The following is a 22,150-nucleotide window of genomic DNA, read 5'->3' on the forward strand; positions in this document are numbered from 1 at the left end:
CCACAACCCGTTCGCGAAGATCGTCCGAAAGAGGTCGCGTCATCAGATGCTGGCCTCCATTCCAGCCAGCATCCTGAATCACAAATCCGACAAATCAGGAATCCCTCCGATTCCGTCAAATCTTGAACCGCTCTAGGGTTATCTTTGGGTCCCGAAGCAGACCATCGCCTCAGTGCGCTTGAGGGTCTGCATCGGGTCAGATCAAGCCACCAGTCGAACAGGAGGGGTCGGCTCTAGCTTTGTGGCCCTCGAAAGCTGCCCGTCTGCTGACGTGAAGAGTTTCGGGCGCCGGCAGGCGTACGAAAGTCCCCGAGGAAGGAACCCGCGGGCCACAGGCGATGGTTATGGGGATTTCGGATTTCGGCCTCACCCCATGCGCCCATCCCGCGCAGCGGGTTCGTTCTTCGGTCCCATTGCAGTCGTCGCCGTGCCCGATGTCGGAAAACGCCCCCGGCTTGATGTCATGGGCAAGCACACAAACGATTTCACATTCGACATCGTCGTCGTCGGTGCCGTGGTGAACTCAGCGATCATCCGTTCGGTGCGGGGTAAGAATCCGCCCCGTAAGGGTGGTGCCGAACGCGGCGAGGAACGTGGTTCTATGGTAAAATCGGCGGTTCGAGCCAGGTGGCTTGTCGTCGTGATGAGTGGACCGCCGCGCCCGTGCCGACGCGATGTCCAGACTACGCTAACCCTCACTCCCACTCGATTGTTCATGACTTCAATCTGACGGTACTTTGGGCGGTACTTTTCGCGCGGAGTCGTGCTCGCGAGAAAAATACCGTCACCCGCATTCCAGTTTTGACGGTACCTTTTCTCAGCTAACACTTCGAAATTGTGAGAGAAAGTCGCCCTGGAGTGTTGTTTCCGCGCCGACGGTACTTTAGTTCATGATGCGGTTTCGTTCAGCCTGGTCACTCTGATCACAGGCGATCCCATGACGGCAAACTTGCAGCTCAGGCCGGGTTTGCGCCAATCTGGGTCATCCCCGTAGAGTGCCAGTAGGGCCGGTAGTAAACCATGGGCGCGCGGTTGAACGTCCGAAAGGGGGGCCGGAATCAGTAGGTCCGCTTTTGTGCGAGAAAGAACGATAGCGGACGTTCAACCTCCAAGGTCTGATGTCGTGACCTGACCCAAAGTAGCCCGTCGGCAGCACCCGCGATCGGACCATAAACGACGCCGTGTGAGGAATGGCCCAAGGGACGTGGTGAGTTGATCGCTGTCGGCGCCGGCACTGCACGCTCGCATTCGAGGTAGGACTAGAATACGCTCGCCGCCCGGAGCTTCGACCTACGGAAGAGGCAGGACACAAGTATGGAGCGACGCCTCACCGCAATCCTTGCTGCCGACGTCGTCGGCTACAGCCGCCTCATGGGAGCCGACGAGGTTGGCACGCTCACGCAGTTGAAGCACCTTCGCGCCGAGGTGATCGAGCCTAGGATCGCGGAGGCCCATGGACGCATCGTTGGTTCCGCCGGAGACAGTCTGCTTGTCGAATTTGCCAGCGCGGTCGACGCGGTACAGTGCGCGGTCGAAGCCCAGGAGGGATTGGCCGCTCACAATGCAAGTTTGCCCGAAGACAAGCGCATGACTTTCCGCATGGGCGTGAATTTGGGCGACGTGATTGCGGAGGACGACACGATCTACGGTGATGGTGTGAACATCGCCGCGCGGCTCGAGAAGCTTGCAGAACCTGGCGGCGTCTGCGTCGCGAGCAACGTCTACGAGCAGGTCAAGGGCAAACTAGACTATGCCTACACCGACCTCGGTAGCCATCAGGTCCACAACATCGTGGAGGCGGTGCGCGCCTATCAGGTCAGTCGAGCAAAACCAACTTCGGTATTCTCGACAAGGGAGAGGCTGACGCTTCCCGAAAAACCGTCCATCGCGGTCTTGCCATTCGACAACATAAGTGGCGACCCCGAGCAGGGCTACTTCGCTGACGGCATGGTGGAGGAGATCATCACCGCGCTGTCCCGGACGCGCTGGCTGTTCGTCATCGCGCGCAACTCGAGCTTTACATACAAGGGCCGGGCAGTGGACATTAAGCAGGTCGGGCGTGAGCTTGGTGTGCGCTATGTGCTTGAAGGGAGCGTGCGCAAGGCGGCGAGCAGGGTGCGCATCACCGGGCAGCTCATCGACGCGGCAACGGGCGCACATCTATGGGCCGACCGTTTCGACGGCGGGCTAGAGGACGTTTTTGACCTGCAGGAGGAAGTGACCCGGAGCGTCGTCGGAGCGATCGGTCCGAAGCTGGAACAGGCAGAGATCGAGCGGGCCAAGCGCAAGCCGACCGAGCACCTTGACGCTTACGACTACTATCTGCGCGGGATAGCAAGTCTTCATCAGTTGACCAGGGAATCCAACGCAAACGCCCTTCAGTTGTTTTACAAGGCCATCGAACTCGACCCTGAATTCGCCTCGGCATACGGCATGGCCGCGTTGTGTGCCGTCATGCGCAAGGCGAACGGCTGGATGGCCGATCGTGAGCAGGAAACCGTCGAGACAGAACGCCTGGCTCTGAAGGCAGTGGATTTGGGCAGGGATGACGCGGTTGCGCTCTCACTCGGCGGGGAAGCGCTCGCGTTTGTCGTGGGCAACTACAATAGCGGGGCAGCGTTCATTGATCGCGCGCTTGCGCTCAATCCGAACCTGGCTACTGCGTGGCTATTCAGCGGCTGGGTCAGAGCCGACCTCGGCGATACGGAAACCGCCCTCCAGCACCTGGCCACTGCGATACGCATGAGCCCAGTCGACCCGTTCATGTTCGATATGCTGAATGCGGTTGTAGTGGCTCATCTCTTAGCTGGTCGATTTGAGGAGGCATCATCTTGGGCGGAAAGGTCGTTGCGGGAAAAGCCGGACTTTTTGCCGTCGTTGCGCTTTGCGGCTGCAAGCTATGCTCACGCTGGCCGAACCGAAGATGCGCAAAAGGTGGTGAGCCGAATTCTCGCCCTCGATCCTAGCCAACGAATTTCCAATCTCGCCGACGTCGTTTCAATCAGGCGTGCGGCCGATATGGCTCTGCTTTCAGAAGGTTTGCGAAAGGCTGGGCTGCCGGAATAGCTCTGCCAGGTTGGCGCATACCGATCGCGAGTTGGTAGTTAAAACGTGGGCAGCCTGGTGGCATGATGTCGCCGCCAGATAGCAACCAAATCCGTCATGTCGGCAGGCCTCGCGATAGGCAGCTATCAACGCCGGTCTTGCCAAAAGCTGCCGGGCTGGAAAGTCCCCATGTCGGCCGTTCGTGCGCAACATCTGCCGAATGTGAAAGTACGGTAGCTTACAGGATTGGCGAGCGGATCACTGGACGGCGACAATGAGCCGCAAAGCGGACAGGCAGGCAGGGGGCGAATGGCCGACTGACAGCGCGTGGTATCCAACGAGGCCAGAAGAGGTTGGTTCGACCAATGAGGCTGGGGTTTTGGTTAGCCCAAGGTAGCGGCGATATGACTTTGGTTGACAGTACTTTTTGAGCCGAGTCAGATACTGCGCCGAGGTTATCGATCTGCAAAATCGTCCGACTGCCCCTGATAGTTGGTGAAACCTCGAAATAAATTTGGCGGCGAATTTCTCTTGAAAATCAATAGCGTAGCTTTTTGACGGCTCGACTGTCGGAGTTTGACCGTCTTTGGAAAGTATTTGCTAGCGATTTCAATGGGTTGTAGGCTGATTGAATAATCGAGTGGGAGTGAGGGACGTACCGTGGAGTAGTAGCGGATAGCAGAGGACATTCGAGCGAATCCTAGGCCATCGATAGCAGTCGATAGATACTCGGCGCCCCGCAGATCTGCCGCTCCGTCGGGCGTCCTCCCGCTCTTCGAACAGCGTCCATACGCCTTCGATTACTGCTCCTTCTTGAACAAATCCTGGAAGATGAGCTGACCCCAAATGCGGCCGCGTGCGTGCACCAGCGCGCCACCCTCGTTGAGCTTTCCCAGCTTGACGGGTGCGAACCCGAGTTGTTTGGCCAAGGCCGCCACAGGAGCGGTCGCGTCCTCGTCGTCGCTCGACAGAAAGACGACCCGGTGGCCGCCCTCGACGATCGGATCGGCAGCCAGGGTGGCCGCAATCAGGTGATTGAAGCCTTTCACGAGTTTGGCGCCGGTGAACGCCTTCGCGACGAAGGCGGAGGACGGGAGACCGTCCAGCTCCTCAAGGGGAACCAACGCGTTCATCGCGTCGATGACCGTCTTGCCTTTCCAGCTCGGCAGGGCCTTCGCAACCTCGCGATGCTCCCCGAACGGGACCGCCAAGATGATTGTCTCGGCCTCGAGTGCATCCCGCAGCGACTTGGCGACGACCGTGGGTCCAATCGCCCGAGCCTGCGGCGCCAACGCCTCGGGAGGCCGGCGGCTGGCGACGGCCACCTTGATGTTCTTACGGGCGAAGGCCCGGGCGAGGGCCTGGCCTACCGCACCGAATCCTACAATCGCATAGCTCATGATACTTCTCCGATCCGTGTTGATATTGATTCCCCGGCCTTCAATGGCGCTGGGTTATCCGTTTCGCTGCATGGTGACCTTCGCGAGATCTTCGGACCGCCACCCCAAGCGATGCGCGTCATCGGTTCGAATTTCTGAATTGACGCGTAGACGTCCTGCCGCGAACGACTTCCGCGCGGCCGGACGGTCAGCCATTTCCCGCGATCAGGCGCGATTTCAGATGGCCGAGAAGCCGCCGTCGACAGACAGCTCCACCCCATTCACGAAGCTGGAATCGTCAGAAGCAAGAAACACCGCGACCGCCGCAATTTCCTCAGGACGCCCCATCTTTCCTCGCGGGATAAGGGATTCAAACATCCGCTTCGCCTCCTCGGTGAGAACTTGGTCTTGCATCGGTGTGGCGATCGGCCCCGGGCTCAGCACGTTCACCCGGATATTCCTGCCCTTCAGTTCGTTGAGCCAAGTGCGTGCGAATGAGCGCAACGCCGCCTTGCTCGCCGAATACACGCCGTAACCAGGAAAACCTTTCACCGAAGCAACTGACCCGGTCATGAAGATCGATCCGCCGTCGTTGAACAGCGGCAGCGCCTTCTGAACCGTAAACAGCGTGCCGCGCGTATTCAGGCCGAAGGCCGCATCGAAATGCTGCTCGGTAATCTCGCCCAGTGGGACGGCTTCGCCCGTGCCGGCGCTCGCGTACAGGACGTCGATCTTGCCCTTTTCCCGCTTGACTATATCGAACAGGCGGTCGAGGTCGCCGAGATTGGCCGCGTCGCCGCGCACGCCGGTCACGTTCCGGCCGATCAGCCTGACGGCCTCGTCGAGCGCTTCCTGCCGGCGGCCCGTGATGAAAACATAGGCGCCCTCTTCAACGAACCGCTTGGCGCTCGCCAGCGCCATCCCGCTCGATCCACCCGTGATGACTGCAACCTTACCCTCAAGCTTTCCCATGACTTCTCCTTTCAGGCTCCGCCCTTGGTCGTTCGGGGAGGCCCCCGAGAACCTCGACATAGGTCCGCCGGCGTCAGGCGTTGAGTGCGGAAGCGCGCACATCGGTGGTGCGAAATCGATCCGGCTGGATGACTGACGCCAGCCGCGACGATCGGTGTCCGCCGTTCGGAATTGGGCCGCGCTTGTCGCCATGGGCTATGATGACCGCCCGTACCGCAGTTCGATGTGTTAGATACGGGCTTTGGAAGGCGCACCCCAGCGGTGCTGGATTGCACCATGATCGACTGGGATGACGTTCGCTACTTTCTTGCCGTCGCGCGCGGAGGCTCGGTTCGGGCTGCCGCCGAGCGCCTCGGGGTCAACCACTCGACCGTGCTGCGACGCGTCGCCCAACTGGAGGAACGGCTCGGGGCGCACATGTTCGAGAAGCTGCCTTCGGGCTACCGCCTGACGGCTGCGGGGGAGGAGGTCCTCGAGCTCGCGGACCAGATGGAAGCGTCGTCGCACCAGCTGGAAACGCGCGTCTTCGGTCGCGACCAGAGCGTGCGCGGGCTTCTGCGGGTGACACTGGCACCGCCCCTCGCGACACACCTGCTCATGCCGGACTTCTCCGATTTCGCGCGTCTGTATCCGGACATCGAGATGGAAATCTTGTCATCCGGCGAGCTGGCAAATCTGACCAACCGAGAGGCCGACGTCGCGATCCGCGTCGTCTACGACCGCAAAACCCTGCCGCTCAATCTTCACGGCCTGAAGGGACCGGAGCTGTTCGGAGGCGTCTACATATCCCGCGATCGACTAGCCGCGTGGCGTGCGGGCGCGCCTGATCCCATCCGCTGGATCGTCATAAGCATTCATGGAATCCCGGACTGGGCCCACGAGGGTGAGGTTCGCACCGCCGAGGTTCCGTTCAGGGTCACAGATGCCGAGGCGCAGATCGTCGCGGTGCAGCAGGGGCTCGGGATGACGACGCTGCCGTGCTTCGTCGGAGATGCTGACCCCCTGCTGGTGAGGGTGCCGGGCACCGACCTGCACATGTACGGAACGCTCTGGCTTCTCACACAGGGGGAGGCACGCAAGACGAAGCGCGTGCGGCTCTTCACGGAGTTCGTATCCCGCAGGCTCGCCGCGTACGCGCCGCTTCTCGCGGGACTGTCCTTATCGCGCGACTGACGCGCGGCAGGTAGCCGATGGCGCTTGCCGTAGTCCGGTCGGAAGCCGAGCTGCGATCGCTCCAAGTGACATCGCGTTAACCCCTTGCGCTGCTGACAGCAGTCTTCGGCTACTTCCCGGCCGAATCTCTCAAAGTACCGTCAGGGGTCGGTGAGGCTCTTGACGGTACTTTTTCGTCTTAAACGGTTGAAGATAAAAGAGTATTCCTGCCACGGACAATGCGCGGAAAGCCGCGCTGTCGCAGATAGCTGTCACAGCTTTCCTACTCCGTTGTGCTAGCCTTTTTTCTGCGCCGATTGGTATGCGACTGCGCGATAGCCATTTTTAACGCGGGTGTGATCTCCGACGGCGCATTCTCCGCCGCCCCATGCGGGCTCTCTAGCCCCTGGACGTGGACGGTCGGGAATGGCAGCTCGATGCCCTGCTCCTTGAAGGCCTGGCGGACGCGCAGATAGAATTTGCCTTTCATACCGAAGGCGCCTCCCGGTCTGGTCGTGACCTTGACCCGCAATACGATGCCATACTCCCCGAACTCCTGTACGCCCTGCATTTTGATCGGTTCGATCACCCAGTGCTTGAATTCGGGATCTTCCGCCAGTTCGAGGCCGATCCGCTTGATCAGCTTGCGCGCGAAGTCGATATCGGTGTCATAGCCGACGGTGATGTTGAATTTGTCGGTAACCCAGTCGCGGCTCTGATTCTGGACTGCCCCGAGTTCACCGAAAGGGATTGTGAACAGCGGGCCGCGATGGTGGCGCAGCTTCACCGAGCGCAGCGAAAAGCTCTCCACCGTTCCCACATAACGGCCCGATGTAATGTATTCGCCAACACGAAACGCATCGTCGAGCAGAAAAAACACGCCCGAAATGACGTCCTTGACGATGGTTTGCGCCCCAAATCCCACTGCGACGCCAACGACGCCGGCGCCGGCGATCAGCGGGCCGATCTGGATACCTACGGAGGCGAGCATCATCAGCACCGCCATCACCACGATCACGGCGAGCAGAATGTTCTGGATGATCGGCAAGAGCGTGCGCAGCCGCGCCTGCTGCGGATCGAGGGGAGGGACGTCCTCCTCCCCGGTCACCGCATGCGGCGTTTCGATGCCCAGCTTGCGTTCGATCAAGGCTTTGATGATCGACCAGCCGAAATCGGCGGCAAGTGCAATGACTATGACATTGATCAGGCCGCGCAATATGAGCATGGTCGTCGTATCGCCGCCTTGCATGGACTGCATGTCCAGACCCCAGACACGCGCGAGAAAATAAGCCGCCGCCAGGATGAAGATCATCCGGATTCCGCGATCGATGACGGCGATCGTCACCGCCGGGATCGTAGGCCGGCCAGCTTCTTCCGAACCCGGTCGCAGGACGAAATTGACCCCGCGCTGCGTCAGCACGATTGCCAAGGGCAGGAAGAATGCGGCGAAGGTAAACCAGAAGAATACATAAAGGCCGGCGATGCGCTGCAGGAACAGAACGACGAAATAGGAAGTCAACAACCACGTCGCTGCCGTGTGACCGCTTTGGTGGGCACCTTCCCGCTGTGTTCTTGGCCTGCGCCAAACCGCAAGCAGCAAGAGCACAAGCAGAACGAAATCGGCGCCCACTGACAGGACCGTCATCCCGTCCCGATCGATGCCGAGACCCGGCAAGAGGATGAACGCGGCGGCGAAGAAGGCGAAGACGCCGAAGATCCTGGGTAGCCAGTAGGACCAATGGTCAGCCGTTTCGTTGGTGATCGGCAGAGCACGAACCTCGACGGCGTTCTCGACCTGCATGAAGGAAGGGACGAGCATGGCACACAGATACGTGCGCACACCCCATGTGGCGACTGCAGCCATCAGAAATGTCAGCACAATCTCGCGGATCAGCATTGGCCAGTCGAACAACATGAACGCGCCGGCGCTGCCCAGCGCGAACGAGACGATCAGCAGGCTGGAATAAAGCGTGCGGCCGCCAATCTTCTTGGCTCGCCCGATGGGCGTGTCCCTTGGCTGCGCGATGATCCAAAGACGAAATGGACGGGTGAGCTTGTATGTAGCCCAGGTGAGCGCCAGGCCGGCAGCGATAAACATCACGATCAGCAAAAGCACGCCGGCGGATCCCTTGCTGGACATGTCCTCCATCGTCGCTGCCCGAACGCGCGCGAACTGGCCTGGCAGTGAGGGCAAGGTTCGCACGATTCTTTCGATATGATGCCTGATCCGATCGAGCGTCGAGGATGCCATCGTGTTCATCTGGCCTGGTGCGACCACGGCGTCAGGCGATGCGCCGGCGGGCGAAGCTCCTGCCTCGGCGGGCGCGCTCGTTGACCCGGCGCCCTGATTTCGTTGTTCGGCCACCCAGGCCTTCACGGACGGATCGTCGAGAAGCTCGAACAGCTGTTTGACCTTTTCAGGCGGGAGGGTCGCCGGCGCCTGCGCCTGTGCTGGACCAGCCAACAGCAGGGCGATCCCAAAAAAGAGCGGCCTCGCAATCAGGGCAAACATCGCGGTCAGATCTCCGAGACGTCGTGCCGGGCGCTCCGGATTCCTGGCTCCCAATCGTCGAATCATGAGTGGCATCGTGCTACCTTCCGGTCGGCGAGCAAGGACGTCTATGCCCGTCGTTGCTGCTACCTTGAAGAAACCGATGTTGTGGTGCAAGACGTCACCATTTCGAGCTGGATCGCTGCGCCGGGTACAACATCTATAGGATGTCCTCCGGGCCTACCATGGGCATTGATTTTGCAACGAAAAAAAGCCCTGGTCGGAGCGCTGACGGCTACAGCCTGTTCTGGCGGCTAGGGTAATGCGGAGGCGCAGTGGGAGGCCGCATCGAGGATGTCAGGCTGTGGCGCTCGTGGCGGCGTGGGCGACCGGCCTGATATGCGCGAACATGCTGCGCGCGTTCCAGGTTGGGAAGGCTCTTACCAGCGACGGCGGACCGTCGAGCTGGATTCGGCCCCCGCCGACGGCTTGGGCCCAGCTAAGTTGGCCGGCGTGCCATTTGACGAAGGCTTCGGCTTCCGCGGTGATGTAGAGATCCTCCTCGAAGCCGGGGTATTTCTTGCAGATTTCGGTGTCTCCGAACTCGATGAGTAGCCAGTAGCGCTCTCGATGCGGCCGGCCGGTGAAGTCGAAACGTATGACGACACGCCGATCAGGCAGCCGGTCTCGGCGGAGCGCGTTGCACATGGACCACAGCGCCACAAAGGGGTCGAGGTGCTCGGGGGCGATCTCGAGCCAACGCACGCCCCACTCACCGAGCGACTGGCAGACCCCGAAGAGGGCGTGGCCCGCCGAAGTGAGCTCGTAGTGGTGCCCGCGTCCGTCGGACTTGGGTGCTGACTCGACGACACCGAGCCGTTCCAGCTGCTTGAGTCGCTGTGAAAGGAGGGTGTGGGAGAGTCCCGGCGCGCCCTCCAGGATTTCACTGAAGTTTCCGCAGCCAAGGTGCAGGTTGCGGATGATGAGCGGTGTCCAGCGCTCGGCGAAGATCTCGGCGCCACGAGCGATGGGGCAGTATTGGCCGTATGTCCTCATGGCACCACTGTTGCGCGCCCGCCTTCGCTTGTGAAGTCCAGATTTTTGACTATACGGCCGCGGCCCGCCGTGGTCCGATCGTGCCCTCAACAGCCCTCAATAGGAGGAGGACACGATGATGACACCGATGACAACGGAAGCTGATCGCGGAAACATGAAGTCAGCCGTCGTGGAAATCGACGGGTTCCGAGGCGAGCTGATCAATGCCGGGCACGCCGACTATGATATCGCGCGTGCAGTCTGGAACGGCGCCATTGACCGGCGCCCGCGCCTGATCGCCCGATGCATCGGGACCGCCGACACAGTCAAGACCGTGCGTTTCGCCCGCGACCACAATCTGGAGATCGCCATACGCGGTGGCGGCCACAACGTAGCGGGCACCGCCGTTTGCGACGATGGGATCGTCATTGACCTCTCGGCCATGAGGGGCGTGCGGGTCGACCCCGCCGACCGCAGGGCCTGGGTGCAGGGTGGCGCGCTGTGGGGCGACGTCGACCATGAGACGCAAGCATACGGTCTGGCCACCACCGGGGGTATCGTGAGCCACACCGGCGTTGCCGGGCTCACCCTGGGCGGAGGCGTCGGCTGGCTGATGCGCAAGCACGGCCTCACGGTCGACAACCTCCTCGCTGCCGAAGTCGTGACAGCCGACGGCGAACTGCTGCGGGCATCCGAGCGAGAGCACCCCGACCTGTTTTGGGCATTGCGCGGCGGCGGCGGCAACTTCGGCGTGGTCACCTCGTTCGAGTTCCGCCTCCACTCCGTCGGCCCCATCGTCCTGGCGGGCCCTATCCTCTGGGACGCGACCGACGCCGGGGAGGTCCTGCGCTTCTATCGCGACTTCGTGCGCGATGCCCGCGATGAACTCGGCACGGTCGTGAGATTCGGCGCCGCGCCGCCACTACCGGTCATACCAGCGAATCTGCACTGGCGCCCGGTGATCATGGTCGGGACCTGCTACGCCGGGCCGATCGAGGACGGTGAGCAGGTGCTACGTCCGCTCCGCGCCTTGCGGACTCCTCTCCTCGACCTGGTTGGCCCCACGCCGTACGTGGGATTCCAGAGCGCGCTCGACTCAACCGTCGCCCACGGTTGGAACTATTATTGGAAGTCCACCCATCTCCCCGAGCTCCGCGACGACCTCATCGACGTGATCGTCGAGCACGCGTTCTCTTCGTCGTCGCCGCGGTCATACGCAGCTATGTTCCATCTCAAGGGGGCGGTGGGCAGAGTAAGCGAGGGTGCCACAGCGTTCGGGAACCGGCAGGCGTCGCACGCAATCACCCTCGATGCTGTGTGGCGGCCCGGCGAGGACTTCGGCGACAGGGACACTGCCTGGACGAGGCGGTTCTTCGCCGCCCTCGGCCGCTTCCGCGAAGGCGTCTACGTCAACTTCCTCGGCGGCGACGAAGATCCCGCCCGGGTCCGCGAGGCGTACGGCGACGCCGTCTACGACCGACTGGTGGACGTGAAGACCACGTACGACTCCGACAACGCCTTCCACCATAACCAGAACATCCGTCCCGGTGGATTGCTGCGCTTGCCCACGGCAGGCCGTAGGCATTGAGATCTTGACGATTGGCGTTGACGGTACTTTTCGCAGCGTCGGGGATTTCCACGTCAGATGCCGACGTGCATCTCGACGGCCGATAGCAGGCGATGAATGGGTTTGCGGAGGCTGCGGGAAATTCTCCGGTCGCAGGTTTCGGCTCCAGAGCGCTTCACCGTTTCATGGAAACGGCGAAACGCTCTATCTCTTTGTTTTTACGCAACTCCGGATGGAAAACCGTTCCTGGGATTGCTCTAGCCCGCGGGGCGGAACGGCTTTGCCAGCGAGGCAGGGAAGTGCAGGGCCAGCACCTGGCGGTTGCGCGAGATCAGCACCAGCACCACGATCGTCGCCAGATAGGGCAGGGCGGACAGAAGCTCGGAAGGGACCTGCAGCCCCAGCGCCTGCCCTTGCAATTGCAGGATCGTCATGCCGCCGAACAGCCAGGCGCCGAGCAGGACGCGTAGCGGCCGCCATGTGGCGAACACCACCAGCGCCAGCGCGATCCAGCCCTTGCCGGCGGTCATGTTCTCGACCCAGAGCGGCGTGTAGGCGACCGACAGATAGGCGCCCGCCAGCCCGGCCATCAGGCCGCCGAACAGCACCGCCATGTAGCGGATCCTGATCACCGGATAGCCGATCGCATGCGAAGTCTGCGGCGATTCCCCGATCGTGCGCAGGATGAGGCCGGCTTTCGTGCGGTAGAGGAACCAGCTGATGGCCCCGAACATCAGCAGGGCGAGATAGACCAGCGGGTCGAAGCGGAGGAGCAGCGGCCCGATCAGCGGCAGGTCGGACAGGACCGGGATGTCGACGCGGTGCAGCGCCTCGATCGGGGCGCTGCCGAAGCCGCGTCCGAGGAAGGCCGACACGCCGGAACCGAAGATCGCTAGCGCCAGGCCGGCCGCATATTGGTTGGTGAGGAAGGTGAGCGCCAGGACGCCGAACAGCAGCGAGGCGGCGGCGCCGGCGAGCGCCCCGGCAATGATCGCGACAGGCATGGAATAGCCCGCGGTGACCGCCCAGAAGGCAAGGGCGGCGCCCATCAGCATCATGCCTTCGATGCCGAGATTGAGCACGCCGGATTTCTCCACCACGAGCTCGCCGAGTGCGGCGAAGATCAGCGGCGTGGCGGCGATGATGGTGCCGGTGAAGATGGCAATGAAGAGTTCCATCGGCTGTCTCCCGCTACCGCGCCGTCTCGAGCGTATGCGTGTCGCTGGCCGGCCGCACCGGCCGAATGCGATAGAAAATGAAGAAGTCGGCCGCGAGCAGGAAGAACAGCAGGATGCCCTGGAAGATGCGCGTCAGCGCCGAGGGCAGGGCGAGCGTCATCTGCACGCCTTCGCCGCCGAGAAAGAGCAGCGACATCAAGAGCCCGCCGAGCACGATGCCGAAGGCGTTCAGCCGTCCGATGAAGGCGACGATGATGGCGGCAAATCCGTAGCCGGGCGAAATCTGCGGCGAGAGCTGGCCGAGCGGCCCGGCGGCCTCCGCCATGCCGGCAATGCCGGCCGCGGCGCCTCCCGCCAGAAGGCCGATCCAGACCGCTGCGGATTCGCGAAAGCCGGCATAGCGGGCAGCCAAGGGCGCCGCGCCGCTCACCGACATCTTGTAGCCGAGGAAGCTGCGGTCGGCGAACAGCCACATCAGGAGCACGGCGACGATCGTGATGAAGATCGAGGGGTTGAGCCGGTAGGCCGGATCGAAAGATTCGAACATCGCCGCCGTCGGCAGAAGCGCCGTCTGCGGATAGTTGAAGCCGGCCGGGTCCCGCCACGGTCCATGTACCAGGTAGGACAGGAACAGCGTCGCGATATAGGTCATCATCAGCGTGACCAGGATCTCATTGGTGTTCATGCGGGCGCGCAGGAAGGCCGGGATCGCCGCCCAGGCCATGCCGGCGGCCATCCCGGCCAGGAACATCAGCGGCAACAGCAGCGCGCTGTCCGGATTCGGCCAGAACAGCCCGACGCCGCTGGCGGCGATCGCGCCCATGGTGAACTGGCCTTCCGCGCCGATATTCCAGACATTGGCGCGGAAGCCGACCGCCAGGCCGCAAGCGATCAGGATCAGTGGCGAGGCTTTCAGCAGCCATTCCGACAGACCGTTCATCGAGCTCAGCGGCTCGACGAAGAAGGCATAGAGCGTCGGCAGCGGCTCGTGCCCGAGCGAGGCGAAGAAGAGGGAGCCGACGATCAGCGTCAGAAGGGACGCCAGGACCGGCGCCGCGACGCGCATCGCGGCCGAAGGCTCCGGCCTTTGTTCAATCCTGAAGCGCAACGTCGCCACTCCTATTATTGGTCATCGTCCTGCCGGTCATCAAGAGCCCGATCTCCTCCCGGTCGGTGCTCGTGCGAACCAGCGGGGGCGAAACCTGCCCCTTGCAGATCACGAGCAGCCGGTCGCAGATCTCGAACAGCTCGTCGAGCTCTTCCGAGACCACGAACACGGCCGTGCCGGCGCGGCTGAGGTCGACGATGGTCTGGCGGATGAAGGCGCTCGCGCCGACATCGACGCCCCAGGTCGGCTGGGAGACGAGCAGCAGCTTCGGCGCCAGCGCGATCTCGCGTCCGACGATGAACTTTTGCAGGTTGCCGCCCGACAGGCTCTGCGCCGTCGCGCCCGTGCCGTTGGCCTTGACCTTGAACCTGTCGATGATGCCGGCGGCGAAGGCGCTGGCCTTGCGGCGGTCGACTAGGCCCTTGCTGACGGTGCCGAAGCGGTGCGCGGTCAGAACTGCATTTTCCCATAGCGTGTGCGAGGGCACCGCGCCGCGTCCGAGCCTTTCTTCGGGAACGAAGGCGAGGCCGAGCTTGCGCCGCTCGTCGGGGCGCAGGCCGGCGGCGGGCGTCCCGCCGATCTTGATCGCGTCGTCTTGCGTGTGCCGGCGCTCGCCGCTCAGCAGCGCGACGAGCTCGGCCTGGCCGTTGCCGGAGACGCCCGCCAGGCCGACGATCTCGCCGCCGCGCACGTCGAAGGACACGTCCTTCAGGTCGACGCCGAAATGGTCCCTGGCCTTGGCCGACAGGTTCTTGACCTCGAGCACCGGCTTCTCGCTCGGCGTCGCCAGGCTGACATGCATTTCCGGCAGCTTCGAGCCGACCATCATGCGGGCGAGCTCCAGCGATGTCGTTTCCTTCGGGCGCGCGGTGCCGGTCACCTTGCCGTTGCGCAGCACCGTGGCGGTGTCGCAGAGCTCCTGCACCTCGTCGAGCTTGTGGCTGATATAGACGATCGAGCAGCCCTCCGCGGCAAGTTGCCGAAGCGTGTCGAACAATTTGACCACGGCCTGCGGCGTCAGCACGGAGGTCGGCTCGTCGAGGATCAGAAGCTTCGGCGCCTGTAAGAGGCAGCGCACGATCTCGACGCGCTGCCGCTCGCCGACCGACAGGTCGTGCACCTGGCGGTGCGGATCGATGGGCATGCCGTAACGCAGCGACAGCTCGCGGATCTTCTCGGCGAGCGAAGGCAGATCGAAGGCGCTGCTTGCCGACAGCGCGATGTTCTCGACCACCGAAACAGATTCGAACAGCGCGAAGTGCTGATAGACCATCTCGATGCCGAGCGCGCGCGACATCGCCGGATTGTGCGCGGTGATCAAATTGCCGTCGCAATAGATCTCGCCGGAATCAGCCTGCGCCGCGCCGTAGATGATCTTCATCAGCGTCGATTTGCCGGCGCCGTTCTCGCCCAGCACGGCATGGATCTCGCCGGGTTGGATCGACAGCGAGACGTCGTCATTGGCGACGACGCCGGGATAGCGCTTCGAGATGTTGCGCAATTCTAATCGCGGATGCATGGCGGGTCCTGCCGGGCGTGGAGCGGGGTTGGACGGGAACCAGGCCAGGGAGACGCCGGGATATGGGCTTCGGCGTCTCCCTGGGTTCTTTGAAGGCGATCAGCTCAGCTTGCCGATCATACCCTTGACGAACCAGTTCATGCCGCGAATGTCGTCGTCGGCCAGCACCGATCCGGCCGCGACCTTGACGTTGCCGTCCTGGTCCTTCAGCTCGCCGGCATAGGGATGCACCTTGCCGCTGCCGATGTCGGCTTCGAGCTGCTTCAGCTTGGCCTTGGTGTCGGCCGGCATGCCTTCATTGTAGGGCGCCATCTTCACGACGCCGGCGGCAAGCCCGTCCCAACGCACGTCCGGCTTCCAGCCGCCGGCGGCGACGGCCTTGGCGGCGCCGACATAGTCGCTGGTCCAGTCGAGCACGAAGGATGTCAGCTGCTTGCCCGAGGAGAACTTCGCCATGTCGCTGGCATAGCCGATCGACCACGCCCCGCCTTCGCCGGCGACCTGCACGCCGGTTGCCGTATCGGTCATCGAGCAGATGACGTCGCAGCCTTGTGAAAGCAGCGTTTTGGCGGCCTCCTTTTCCTTGCCCGGATCGAACCAGGAATTGAGAAAGATGGCGTTGCAGGTGGCGTTCGGATTGACGCTCTGCGCGCCGAGCAGCAGCGCGTTGGCCGGGCCGACGATGTCGGGGATCGGGAAGCCGCCGATGAAGCCGATCTTGCCCGATTTCGACATGTGGCCGCCCGCCGCACCGGCGACAAAAGTGCCTTCGTAATATTTGGCTTCGAAAGTGCCGAGATTGGCGAGATGGACGATGCCCGAGCAATGCTCGAATGCCACCTTGGGAAAGCGCGGCGCCACCTTCTGCATCGGCGTGCCGTGCGAGAAGCTGGTGCCGAAGATCAGCTTGTTGCCGGCGCTGGCGAGCTCGCGGAAAATGCGCTCCGCATCCTGCGGCATGAAGATGTTGTCGATGACGGTGAGCGCGACCTTGTCGCCGAATTCGGACTTGATCGCCTCGACGCCGAGGCTGTGTTGCTTGGTCCAGCCGATCTCGGCGATCGGCGAGACGTAGACGACGCCGATCTTGAGCACTTCCTGGGCTTTGGCGATGGTGCTCAATCCCCCGGTGCTCAGCGCGGCGCCAAGCGCACCGCTGTATTTCAGGAATCCGCGTCTTGTCAGGTCGTTCATGTGGGTAACCCTCTGTTGGTTTTTTTGCCTGCTGCCCGGCTTGTCGGTGCCGGATCTGTCTTGGGGAGATGGACATGCGGGTGCGCCGCGCTGTCGCCCTTCCCGGAAGTCGTTGCTGGTCTTCGCGGGGCGACCGACGCCGTCGCGCCGTCCGCCTTGGCTTCGAGATAGGGCGCCAATGCCTCGGCGGGTGTCATCTCGGGAAACACTTCGCGGTCCATGATGTAGCCGCGCACCACCGAGCGGTGATGCGTGTCGATCAGATCCATGGCCTGCCTCAGGCGTCCCTTTTCCAGCAGGTCGACGACCCGCGAATGGTCGTCGAGGAGGTTGCAATAGTCGAAATCGGCGGTGATGAGCGAGCGCAGCAGCGTCGTGCGGCGCACGAGCTGCGCGTGGATCTCCTGCATCACCTTGTTGCGGCTCAAGCGCACGAAGACGGTGTGGAATTCTTGGCCGAGCACGTCGGCCAGCGCGTCGTTGCCGGCGGCGACGGCCTGGCGCTGGCGCTCGACGTGCTGGCGCAGCTCCGCCCAACCGGCCGGGCCGAGGCGATCGCTGAGCTGGGCAGCGACACCCTGCTCGACCAGCGTCAGCGCGTCATAGATCTCCATCGCCTCCTGCATGCTCGGCTTGGCGACGAAGGCGCCGCGGTTGCGCTCGATCTGGGCCAGCCCGTCGTCGGCAAGCCGTATCAGCGCCTGGCGCACGACGATGCGGCTGACGTCGAATATTTCGGCGAGCTCGCGCTCCCCGAGCTTGCAGCCGGGCACCAGCCGATGGTCGATGATGGCGCGCGTAAGGATATCCGCTATTGTCTGGGAACGACTGCTCAAGGCACGGCTCTCCGCCATTTCGAAGGCATGGTCAGCAGGCTTCCCTCGTAAGAACATGCCTCGTCGGGATGCGACATATCCCAGATTCAGAATTTCATATATCGGAAGTCAATCGCCGAAATCTGTCAACACAAAAAAGGATTTTGGCGGACAAAAAATTATTGATTGATATCCAATCTTGTGTTTTCGTTATCTCGAAACTTCGGGCTAGGTTCATGGTGAAGGGCTAGCCGAGTTGGGAGGGAAGCCGATGGCTGCCCGTTGCGTCGACCGCGAGCTGCTGAACGACTGGCACATCGTTGCGGACCAGGAATCGCTCATTCAGGATACGCCGTTTCCGACCCATCTGCTTGGTGTCGACCTCATCGTCCGCAAGCGTTCGGGTCGCGTCGAAGTCGTTCGTGCCGATACCGGCGCCGCGTTGAAGTCGGCCGAACGCTACGGCTTCATCTGGGCCTGTCTCGATAAGCCCTGGCGCGACATCGTCTACATTCCCGAGGCCAATGAAGCGGACCGCCATCTGGTCAGCGGCGGCTCGATCGCGGTCAAGGTGTCCGGCTTGCGCGCCGTCGAGAATTTCCTCGACATGGGCCATTTCCCCTTCGTCCATACTGGTTGGCTGGGCGAAGAGCCGCACACCGAGGTGGCGCCATACAACGTCGAGATCACCGCCCAGGACGAGGTGCTGGCGACCGAGTGCAAATTCTACCAGCCGATAGCGTCGCCGACCGCCAGGGAAGGCTTTGTCGTCGACTATGTCTACAAGGTGATCCGGCCCTACACGGTGGCACTCTACAAGAGCAATCCGATCCAGAAGCATCGACTCGACGTGATCACGCTCTTCGTCCAGCCAGTCGATGAAGAGAACTGCATCGCGCATCCTTTTCTTTGCTACCTCAAGGACGGCATGGAGGCAGCGACGGTGCGCAGCTTCATGCAGTTGATCTTCGCTCAGGACAAGCCGATCCTGGAAAACCAGGTCCCGAAGCGCCTGCCGCTCGACCCACGCGCCGAGACGCCGATCCGCGCCGACGCCGTATCGGTGTCCTACCGGCGCTGGCTGCGCGATCGCTCCGTCACCTACGGCGCCATCCCGGCACAAAACTGATCGACGTCTCGACGATATTTGGAAGGTAACGCCATGGCAAAATGCTCGGATACGGTGATCCTCAATCTCTGGCACCCCGTGGGTGCGATCGCCGAAGCCGCGCCGGGCGCCGTCCAGGAAACGGTGCTGCTTGAGGAGCGCCTGAGCTTCCTGGTAGGCGCGGATGGCGAGCCGGTCGTCTGGCGGTCGCGGCCGGACCTGCGCCGGGCCGACCAGGTCCTGGTCGCCGACAGGTTGCCGGCGAGGAGCGCCTACGGCTATGTCTGGACTTCGCTGGGTTCGCCGCCGGCCGACCTCTTCCCGATCCCCGAATATGCCGAGCCCGACCGGCGCCGGCTCAACGCGGCCACCTTCGGCGTCAACGTCTCGGCGCCGCGCGCCATCGAGAACTTTCTCGACATGGGTCATTTTCCTTACGTGCACACCGACATCCTCGGCGCCGAGCCGCACACCGAGGTCAAGGAGTATGATGTCGAGATCTCGGTCGACCGCGACGAGATCCTCGCCACACGCTGCCGCTTCTTCCAGCCGATGGCATCCACCGCCTCGGATGGCGGCGCGGATGTCGACTATGTCTACCGCGTGCCGCACCCCTATTGCTCGGTGCTTTATAAATCGAGCCCTGTGGACGAAAGCCGGCGCGACGTGATCGCCATCTTCCTGCAACCTGTCGATCAGGAGCATGTGCGCGCCCACCTGCTGCTTTGCGTGCTCGACGAGAACAGCGAAGACAAGGTGATCAAGCGCTTCCAGCAGACGATCTTCGGCCAGGACAAGCCGATCCTGGAGAACCAGTTCCCGAAGCGCCTGCCGCTCGATCCGCGCGCCGAAACGCCGATCCGCGCCGATAAGTCGGCCATCGCCTACAGGCGCTGGCTCAGCCAGAAGGGCGTGACCTACGGGGTCATTCCGGCGGCGGCCTGACCAGGATATTTGGGAGAGTTTTGATGTTGCAAGAAGCCCGAAGCCGGTGGCACCCGATCGCCGCTGCCCATGATCTGCCGTTTCGCCATGTTTTCCACGGCCAGTTGCTTGGCCGCGAGTTCGCCGTCTGGCGGGCCGATGATGGCTACGTCAACATCTGGGAGAACCGTTGCCTGCATCGCGGCGTCAGGTTGTCGATCGGCATCAATGACGGCCGCGAGCTGAAGTGCCAGTATCATGGCTGGCGCTATTCGAACCGCACCGCCGGCTGCACCTATATCCCTGCGCATCCGGCCGACGCGCCGGCCCGCACCATCACCAACCGCACCTTTCCGGCGGTCGAGCGCTACGGCCTGGTCTGGTCGTCCGAAGAGCCGCTGGGCGAGGTGCCGGATGTCGCGGGCCTTGCCGAGGGCAAGCTGCTTGCCTTGCGCGGGATCGCGGTCAACGCGCCGGCTGACAAGGTCGCCGGCAAGCTGAAGGCCTATCGCTTCCAGCCCAATGGGGCGATCGACGGCAATTCCGCCGAAATCAAGGTCGACGCCGCTCAGGATTTTGCCGTGGCGCTCCGCTCGCGCGACGGCGCCGCCGAAACGCTAGGCGTCTTCTTCGTCCAGCCGGTCGATTCCAACCGTTCGGTCATCCGCGGCGTGGTCGACCAGGATGCGGAAGGAGCAGCGCGCATCGCCATCCTGCGCCATCACAATGAACGGCTTTCCAAGCTGCGCGACGAAGTCGAGCGCGACGTCGCGAATGCGCCCGCGCCGGCGCCGATCGAGCCGGTTTATGAAAGGGTCTCGGCCGAGCTCGCCGAAATGCCGGAACTGACCGCCCATGGCCGCAAGGCGGCGCTGCGCGTCACGGTGACCAGGAAATGGCAGACCGCGGATGGGATCGCCGGCTTCGAGCTGCGTCCGGTCAAGGGCATCCTGCCGACCTTCCAGCCCGGCGCGCATATCGACGTCCATATGCCGAATGGCGAGATCCGTCAGTATTCGATCACCAACGGCCCCGGCGAGACCGACAGTTTTATCATCGGCGTCAAGCTGGAGCGGGATTCCAAGGGCGGCTCGAAATGCATGCACGAGACCGTGCGCGAAGGCGACGTGCTGGCGATCTCCGAGCCGCGCAACAACTTCCCGCTGCGCCGCGATGCGATCAAGACGATCTTCGTCGCCGGCGGCATCGGCATCACGCCGCTGCTCGCCATGGCGCAGGCGCTGAAGAACCAGGAGCTGACGCACGAGCTGCACTATTTCGCGCAAGGCGAAGAGCATCTCGCTTTCGCCGACCGCCTGCAGTGGCTTGGCGATGCGTTGAAACCGCATCTCGGACTCTCGCCGGACGCGACCGGTGCCGAGCTGCGCCGCGTGCTGACCGGCTACCGGAACGGCATGCATCTCTATATTTGCGGCCCCGGTCCGATGCTGGAGGCCGCGCGCATGATCGCCGCCGAGCAGGGCTGGCCGGACAGCGCCGTGCATTTCGAGTACTTCAAGAACATCAACAAGATCGACGACAGTTCGAGCTTCGAGGTGGCGCTGGCAAGGTCCTGCGTCACGCTGCAGGTGCCGGCCGGCAAGACGATCCTGCAGGTCATGCGCGAAAGCGGCATCGACATGCCGTCGTCCTGCGAGCAGGGCGCCTGTGGCACCTGCGTCGCGACCGTGATCGAGGGCGAGCCCGACCATCAGGACGTCTATCTCAACGACGCCGAGCGGAAGGCAGGCACCAGGATCATGACCTGCGTCTCGCGCGCCAAATCGGCACGCCTCGTGCTGGATATCTAACCATCTGTTTTTGCGCAATTCCGGACGGAAAACCGCTACGCACTTTCCCTGGAATTGCTTTAGGAGCCGCCGATGATCACGCTTTACGACTACGAGCTGTCAGGCAATTGCTACAAATTGCGGCTGTTGATGAGCATTCTCGACATCGGCCACAAGACCGTGCCAATCGATTTCTATCCCGGCCGCGAGCACAGGTCGGAATGGTTCCTGAAGCTCAATCCGCTGGGGCAGTTGCCGGTCATCGACGATGATGGGCTGATCCTGCGCGACGCCCAGGCGATCCTGGTCTATCTCGCATCGAAATACGATCCGTCCGGCAAATGGTATCCGTGGGACAATCCGGCGCTTCTTGGTGAGATCAGCCAATGGCTGGCTTTCGCCGACGGCATCACCGCGACGGCATCGGCCGCCCGCCTGCATGATGCGCTGTTCTACGATTTCGATATCGACGCCGCGCGCGCCGGCGCGCATCGCCTGTTCCGCATCCTCGACGAGCATCTGTGGTTCGGCGAGCAGCAGGGCAGCGACTGGATCTGCTCAGGCACCCATCCGACGATCGCCGACATCTCCTGCTTCCCTTACATCATGCTGTCGGAAGAGGGCGGCATTCCGCGCCAGGATTACCCTGCGATCCGCCGCTGGTGCGATCGTGTGAAGCGCATCAAGGGCTTCATCGTCATGTCGGGCGTGTTTCCGGCCGGGCCGGCCAGGGCCGCCGCATAATTTCAACGACGAAGGCCGGGCGCTCGCCCGGTCAGCCAAGTCTGGAGAGGGAAGAGATGAAAACGCGTGCCGCAGTCGCCGTTGGTGCCGGAAAGCCGCTGGAGATCATGGAGGTGGACCTCGATGGCC

Annotated in this window: 16 protein-coding genes; 7 read left to right on the plus strand and 9 right to left on the minus strand. The window is 62.8% G+C overall.

The genetic code is table 11. From position 1 onward, the window contains the following. Positions 1 to 1,314 precede the first annotated feature (1,314 nt). Positions 1,315 to 3,066 (plus strand): adenylate/guanylate cyclase domain-containing protein, encoded by a 1,752-nt coding sequence (locus RFN30_RS31310; protein ID WP_126097201.1) that lies wholly within the window; start codon positions 1,315 to 1,317, stop codon positions 3,064 to 3,066. Between the two features lie 779 nt (positions 3,067 to 3,845). On the opposite strand, the gene RFN30_RS31315 is transcribed toward RFN30_RS31310, so the two are convergent. Both RFN30_RS31315 and RFN30_RS31320 read right to left on the minus strand, forming a co-directional pair. Beyond that, the gene (locus RFN30_RS31315) at positions 3,846 to 4,445 is read right to left on the minus strand and encodes an NADPH-dependent F420 reductase (RefSeq protein WP_320265843.1); all 600 of its coding nucleotides are present in this window, start codon (positions 4,443 to 4,445) and stop codon (positions 3,846 to 3,848) included. Positions 4,446 to 4,661: 216 nt separating this feature from the next. Further along, the gene (locus tag RFN30_RS31320; protein ID WP_320265844.1) at positions 4,662 to 5,396 is read right to left on the minus strand and encodes an SDR family NAD(P)-dependent oxidoreductase; all 735 of its coding nucleotides are present in this window, start codon (positions 5,394 to 5,396) and stop codon (positions 4,662 to 4,664) included. 276 nt (positions 5,397 to 5,672) lie between these two features. On the opposite strand from RFN30_RS31320, the gene RFN30_RS31325 reads away from it, so the two are divergent. Then, entirely contained in the window at positions 5,673 to 6,569 is an 897-nt protein-coding gene (locus RFN30_RS31325; RefSeq protein WP_320265845.1) for a LysR family transcriptional regulator, read from the plus strand. Between the two features lie 262 nt (positions 6,570 to 6,831). On the opposite strand, the gene RFN30_RS31330 is transcribed toward RFN30_RS31325, so the two are convergent. Together RFN30_RS31330 and RFN30_RS31335 are read right to left on the minus strand one after the other, a co-directional pair. Further along, positions 6,832 to 9,060 carry a mechanosensitive ion channel family protein gene (locus RFN30_RS31330; protein ID WP_320265846.1) on the minus strand — a complete coding sequence of 743 codons (2,229 nt, stop codon included), beginning with the start codon at positions 9,058 to 9,060 and terminating at the stop codon, positions 6,832 to 6,834. Positions 9,061 to 9,396: 336 nt separating this feature from the next. Beyond that, complete coding sequence (locus tag RFN30_RS31335; protein WP_320265847.1) at positions 9,397 to 10,095, minus strand: winged helix-turn-helix transcriptional regulator; 699 nt, start codon at positions 10,093 to 10,095, stop codon at positions 9,397 to 9,399. 115 nt (positions 10,096 to 10,210) lie between these two features. On the opposite strand from RFN30_RS31335, the gene RFN30_RS31340 reads away from it, so the two are divergent. Then, positions 10,211 to 11,662 (plus strand): FAD-binding oxidoreductase, encoded by a 1,452-nt coding sequence (locus RFN30_RS31340; protein ID WP_320265848.1) that lies wholly within the window; start codon positions 10,211 to 10,213, stop codon positions 11,660 to 11,662. A 236-nt stretch (positions 11,663 to 11,898) separates the two neighbouring features. Here RFN30_RS31340 and RFN30_RS31345 read toward each other — a convergent pair whose 3' ends face one another. The 5 genes from RFN30_RS31345 to RFN30_RS31365 form a co-directional block, all read right to left on the minus strand. Further along, complete coding sequence (locus RFN30_RS31345; protein WP_320265849.1) at positions 11,899 to 12,819, minus strand: ABC transporter permease; 921 nt, start codon at positions 12,817 to 12,819, stop codon at positions 11,899 to 11,901. Positions 12,820 to 12,832: 13 nt separating this feature from the next. After that, positions 12,833 to 13,927 carry an ABC transporter permease gene (locus RFN30_RS31350; RefSeq protein ID WP_320265850.1) on the minus strand — a complete coding sequence of 365 codons (1,095 nt, stop codon included), beginning with the start codon at positions 13,925 to 13,927 and terminating at the stop codon, positions 12,833 to 12,835. After that, positions 13,911 to 15,446, minus strand: a complete 1,536-nt coding sequence (locus tag RFN30_RS31355; RefSeq protein ID WP_320265851.1) for an ABC transporter ATP-binding protein — start codon at positions 15,444 to 15,446, stop codon at positions 13,911 to 13,913. The genes RFN30_RS31350 and RFN30_RS31355 overlap by 17 nt, the downstream gene beginning before the upstream one ends. Positions 15,447 to 15,545: 99 nt before the next feature. Next, positions 15,546 to 16,640: a BMP family ABC transporter substrate-binding protein gene (locus RFN30_RS31360; RefSeq protein WP_320265852.1), complete on the minus strand. Its 1,095-nt coding sequence runs from the start codon at positions 16,638 to 16,640 to the stop codon at positions 15,546 to 15,548. Continuing rightward, positions 16,637 to 17,476 carry a GntR family transcriptional regulator gene (locus tag RFN30_RS31365; RefSeq protein WP_320265853.1) on the minus strand — a complete coding sequence of 280 codons (840 nt, stop codon included), beginning with the start codon at positions 17,474 to 17,476 and terminating at the stop codon, positions 16,637 to 16,639. Before RFN30_RS31365 ends, RFN30_RS31360 begins: the two co-directional genes overlap by 4 nt. A 250-nt stretch (positions 17,477 to 17,726) precedes the next feature. On the opposite strand from RFN30_RS31365, the gene RFN30_RS31370 reads away from it, so the two are divergent. The 4 genes from RFN30_RS31370 (at position 17,727) to RFN30_RS31385 (ending at position 22,021) form a co-directional block, all read left to right on the plus strand. Beyond that, on the plus strand, positions 17,727 to 18,584 hold the full coding sequence (locus RFN30_RS31370) for an aromatic ring-hydroxylating dioxygenase subunit alpha (RefSeq protein WP_320265854.1): 858 nt from the start codon (positions 17,727 to 17,729) through the stop codon (positions 18,582 to 18,584). Between the two features lie 33 nt (positions 18,585 to 18,617). Then, positions 18,618 to 19,508 (plus strand): aromatic ring-hydroxylating dioxygenase subunit alpha, encoded by an 891-nt coding sequence (locus RFN30_RS31375; protein WP_320265855.1) that lies wholly within the window; start codon positions 18,618 to 18,620, stop codon positions 19,506 to 19,508. 23 nt (positions 19,509 to 19,531) lie between these two features. After that, a complete protein-coding gene (locus RFN30_RS31380) occupies positions 19,532 to 21,298 on the plus strand; it encodes a Rieske 2Fe-2S domain-containing protein (RefSeq protein WP_320265856.1) in 1,767 nt (588 codons plus the stop codon). A 72-nt stretch (positions 21,299 to 21,370) separates the two neighbouring features. Continuing rightward, on the plus strand, positions 21,371 to 22,021 hold the full coding sequence (locus RFN30_RS31385) for a glutathione S-transferase family protein (RefSeq protein WP_320265857.1): 651 nt from the start codon (positions 21,371 to 21,373) through the stop codon (positions 22,019 to 22,021). The last annotated feature ends 129 nt before the right edge of the window (positions 22,022 to 22,150 follow it).

Source organism: Mesorhizobium dulcispinae (assembly GCF_033977345.1).
Taxonomy (GTDB): Bacteria; Pseudomonadota; Alphaproteobacteria; order Rhizobiales; family Rhizobiaceae; genus Mesorhizobium; species Mesorhizobium dulcispinae.

Excerpts from the sequence above, each read along its gene's own strand:
- RFN30_RS31310 (WP_126097201.1), top strand. The coding sequence starts at position 1,315 with ATGGAGCGACGCCTCACCGCAATCCTTGCTGCCGACGTCGTCGGCTAC.
- RFN30_RS31315 (WP_320265843.1), bottom strand. The coding sequence starts at position 4,445 with ATGAGCTATGCGATTGTAGGATTCGGTGCGGTAGGCCAGGCCCTCGCC.
- RFN30_RS31320 (WP_320265844.1), bottom strand. The coding sequence starts at position 5,396 with ATGGGAAAGCTTGAGGGTAAGGTTGCAGTCATCACGGGTGGATCGAGC.
- RFN30_RS31325 (WP_320265845.1), top strand. The coding sequence starts at position 5,673 with ATGATCGACTGGGATGACGTTCGCTACTTTCTTGCCGTCGCGCGCGGA.
- RFN30_RS31330 (WP_320265846.1), bottom strand. The coding sequence starts at position 9,060 with ATGTTTGCCCTGATTGCGAGGCCGCTCTTTTTTGGGATCGCCCTGCTG.
- RFN30_RS31335 (WP_320265847.1), bottom strand. The coding sequence starts at position 10,095 with ATGAGGACATACGGCCAATACTGCCCCATCGCTCGTGGCGCCGAGATC.
- RFN30_RS31340 (WP_320265848.1), top strand. The coding sequence starts at position 10,211 with ATGATGACACCGATGACAACGGAAGCTGATCGCGGAAACATGAAGTCA.
- RFN30_RS31345 (WP_320265849.1), bottom strand. The coding sequence starts at position 12,819 with ATGGAACTCTTCATTGCCATCTTCACCGGCACCATCATCGCCGCCACG.
- RFN30_RS31355 (WP_320265851.1), bottom strand. The coding sequence starts at position 15,446 with ATGCATCCGCGATTAGAATTGCGCAACATCTCGAAGCGCTATCCCGGC.
- RFN30_RS31360 (WP_320265852.1), bottom strand. The coding sequence starts at position 16,640 with ATGAACGACCTGACAAGACGCGGATTCCTGAAATACAGCGGTGCGCTT.
- RFN30_RS31370 (WP_320265854.1), top strand. The coding sequence starts at position 17,727 with ATGGCTGCCCGTTGCGTCGACCGCGAGCTGCTGAACGACTGGCACATC.
- RFN30_RS31375 (WP_320265855.1), top strand. The coding sequence starts at position 18,618 with ATGGCAAAATGCTCGGATACGGTGATCCTCAATCTCTGGCACCCCGTG.
- RFN30_RS31380 (WP_320265856.1), top strand. The coding sequence starts at position 19,532 with ATGTTGCAAGAAGCCCGAAGCCGGTGGCACCCGATCGCCGCTGCCCAT.
- RFN30_RS31385 (WP_320265857.1), top strand. The coding sequence starts at position 21,371 with ATGATCACGCTTTACGACTACGAGCTGTCAGGCAATTGCTACAAATTG.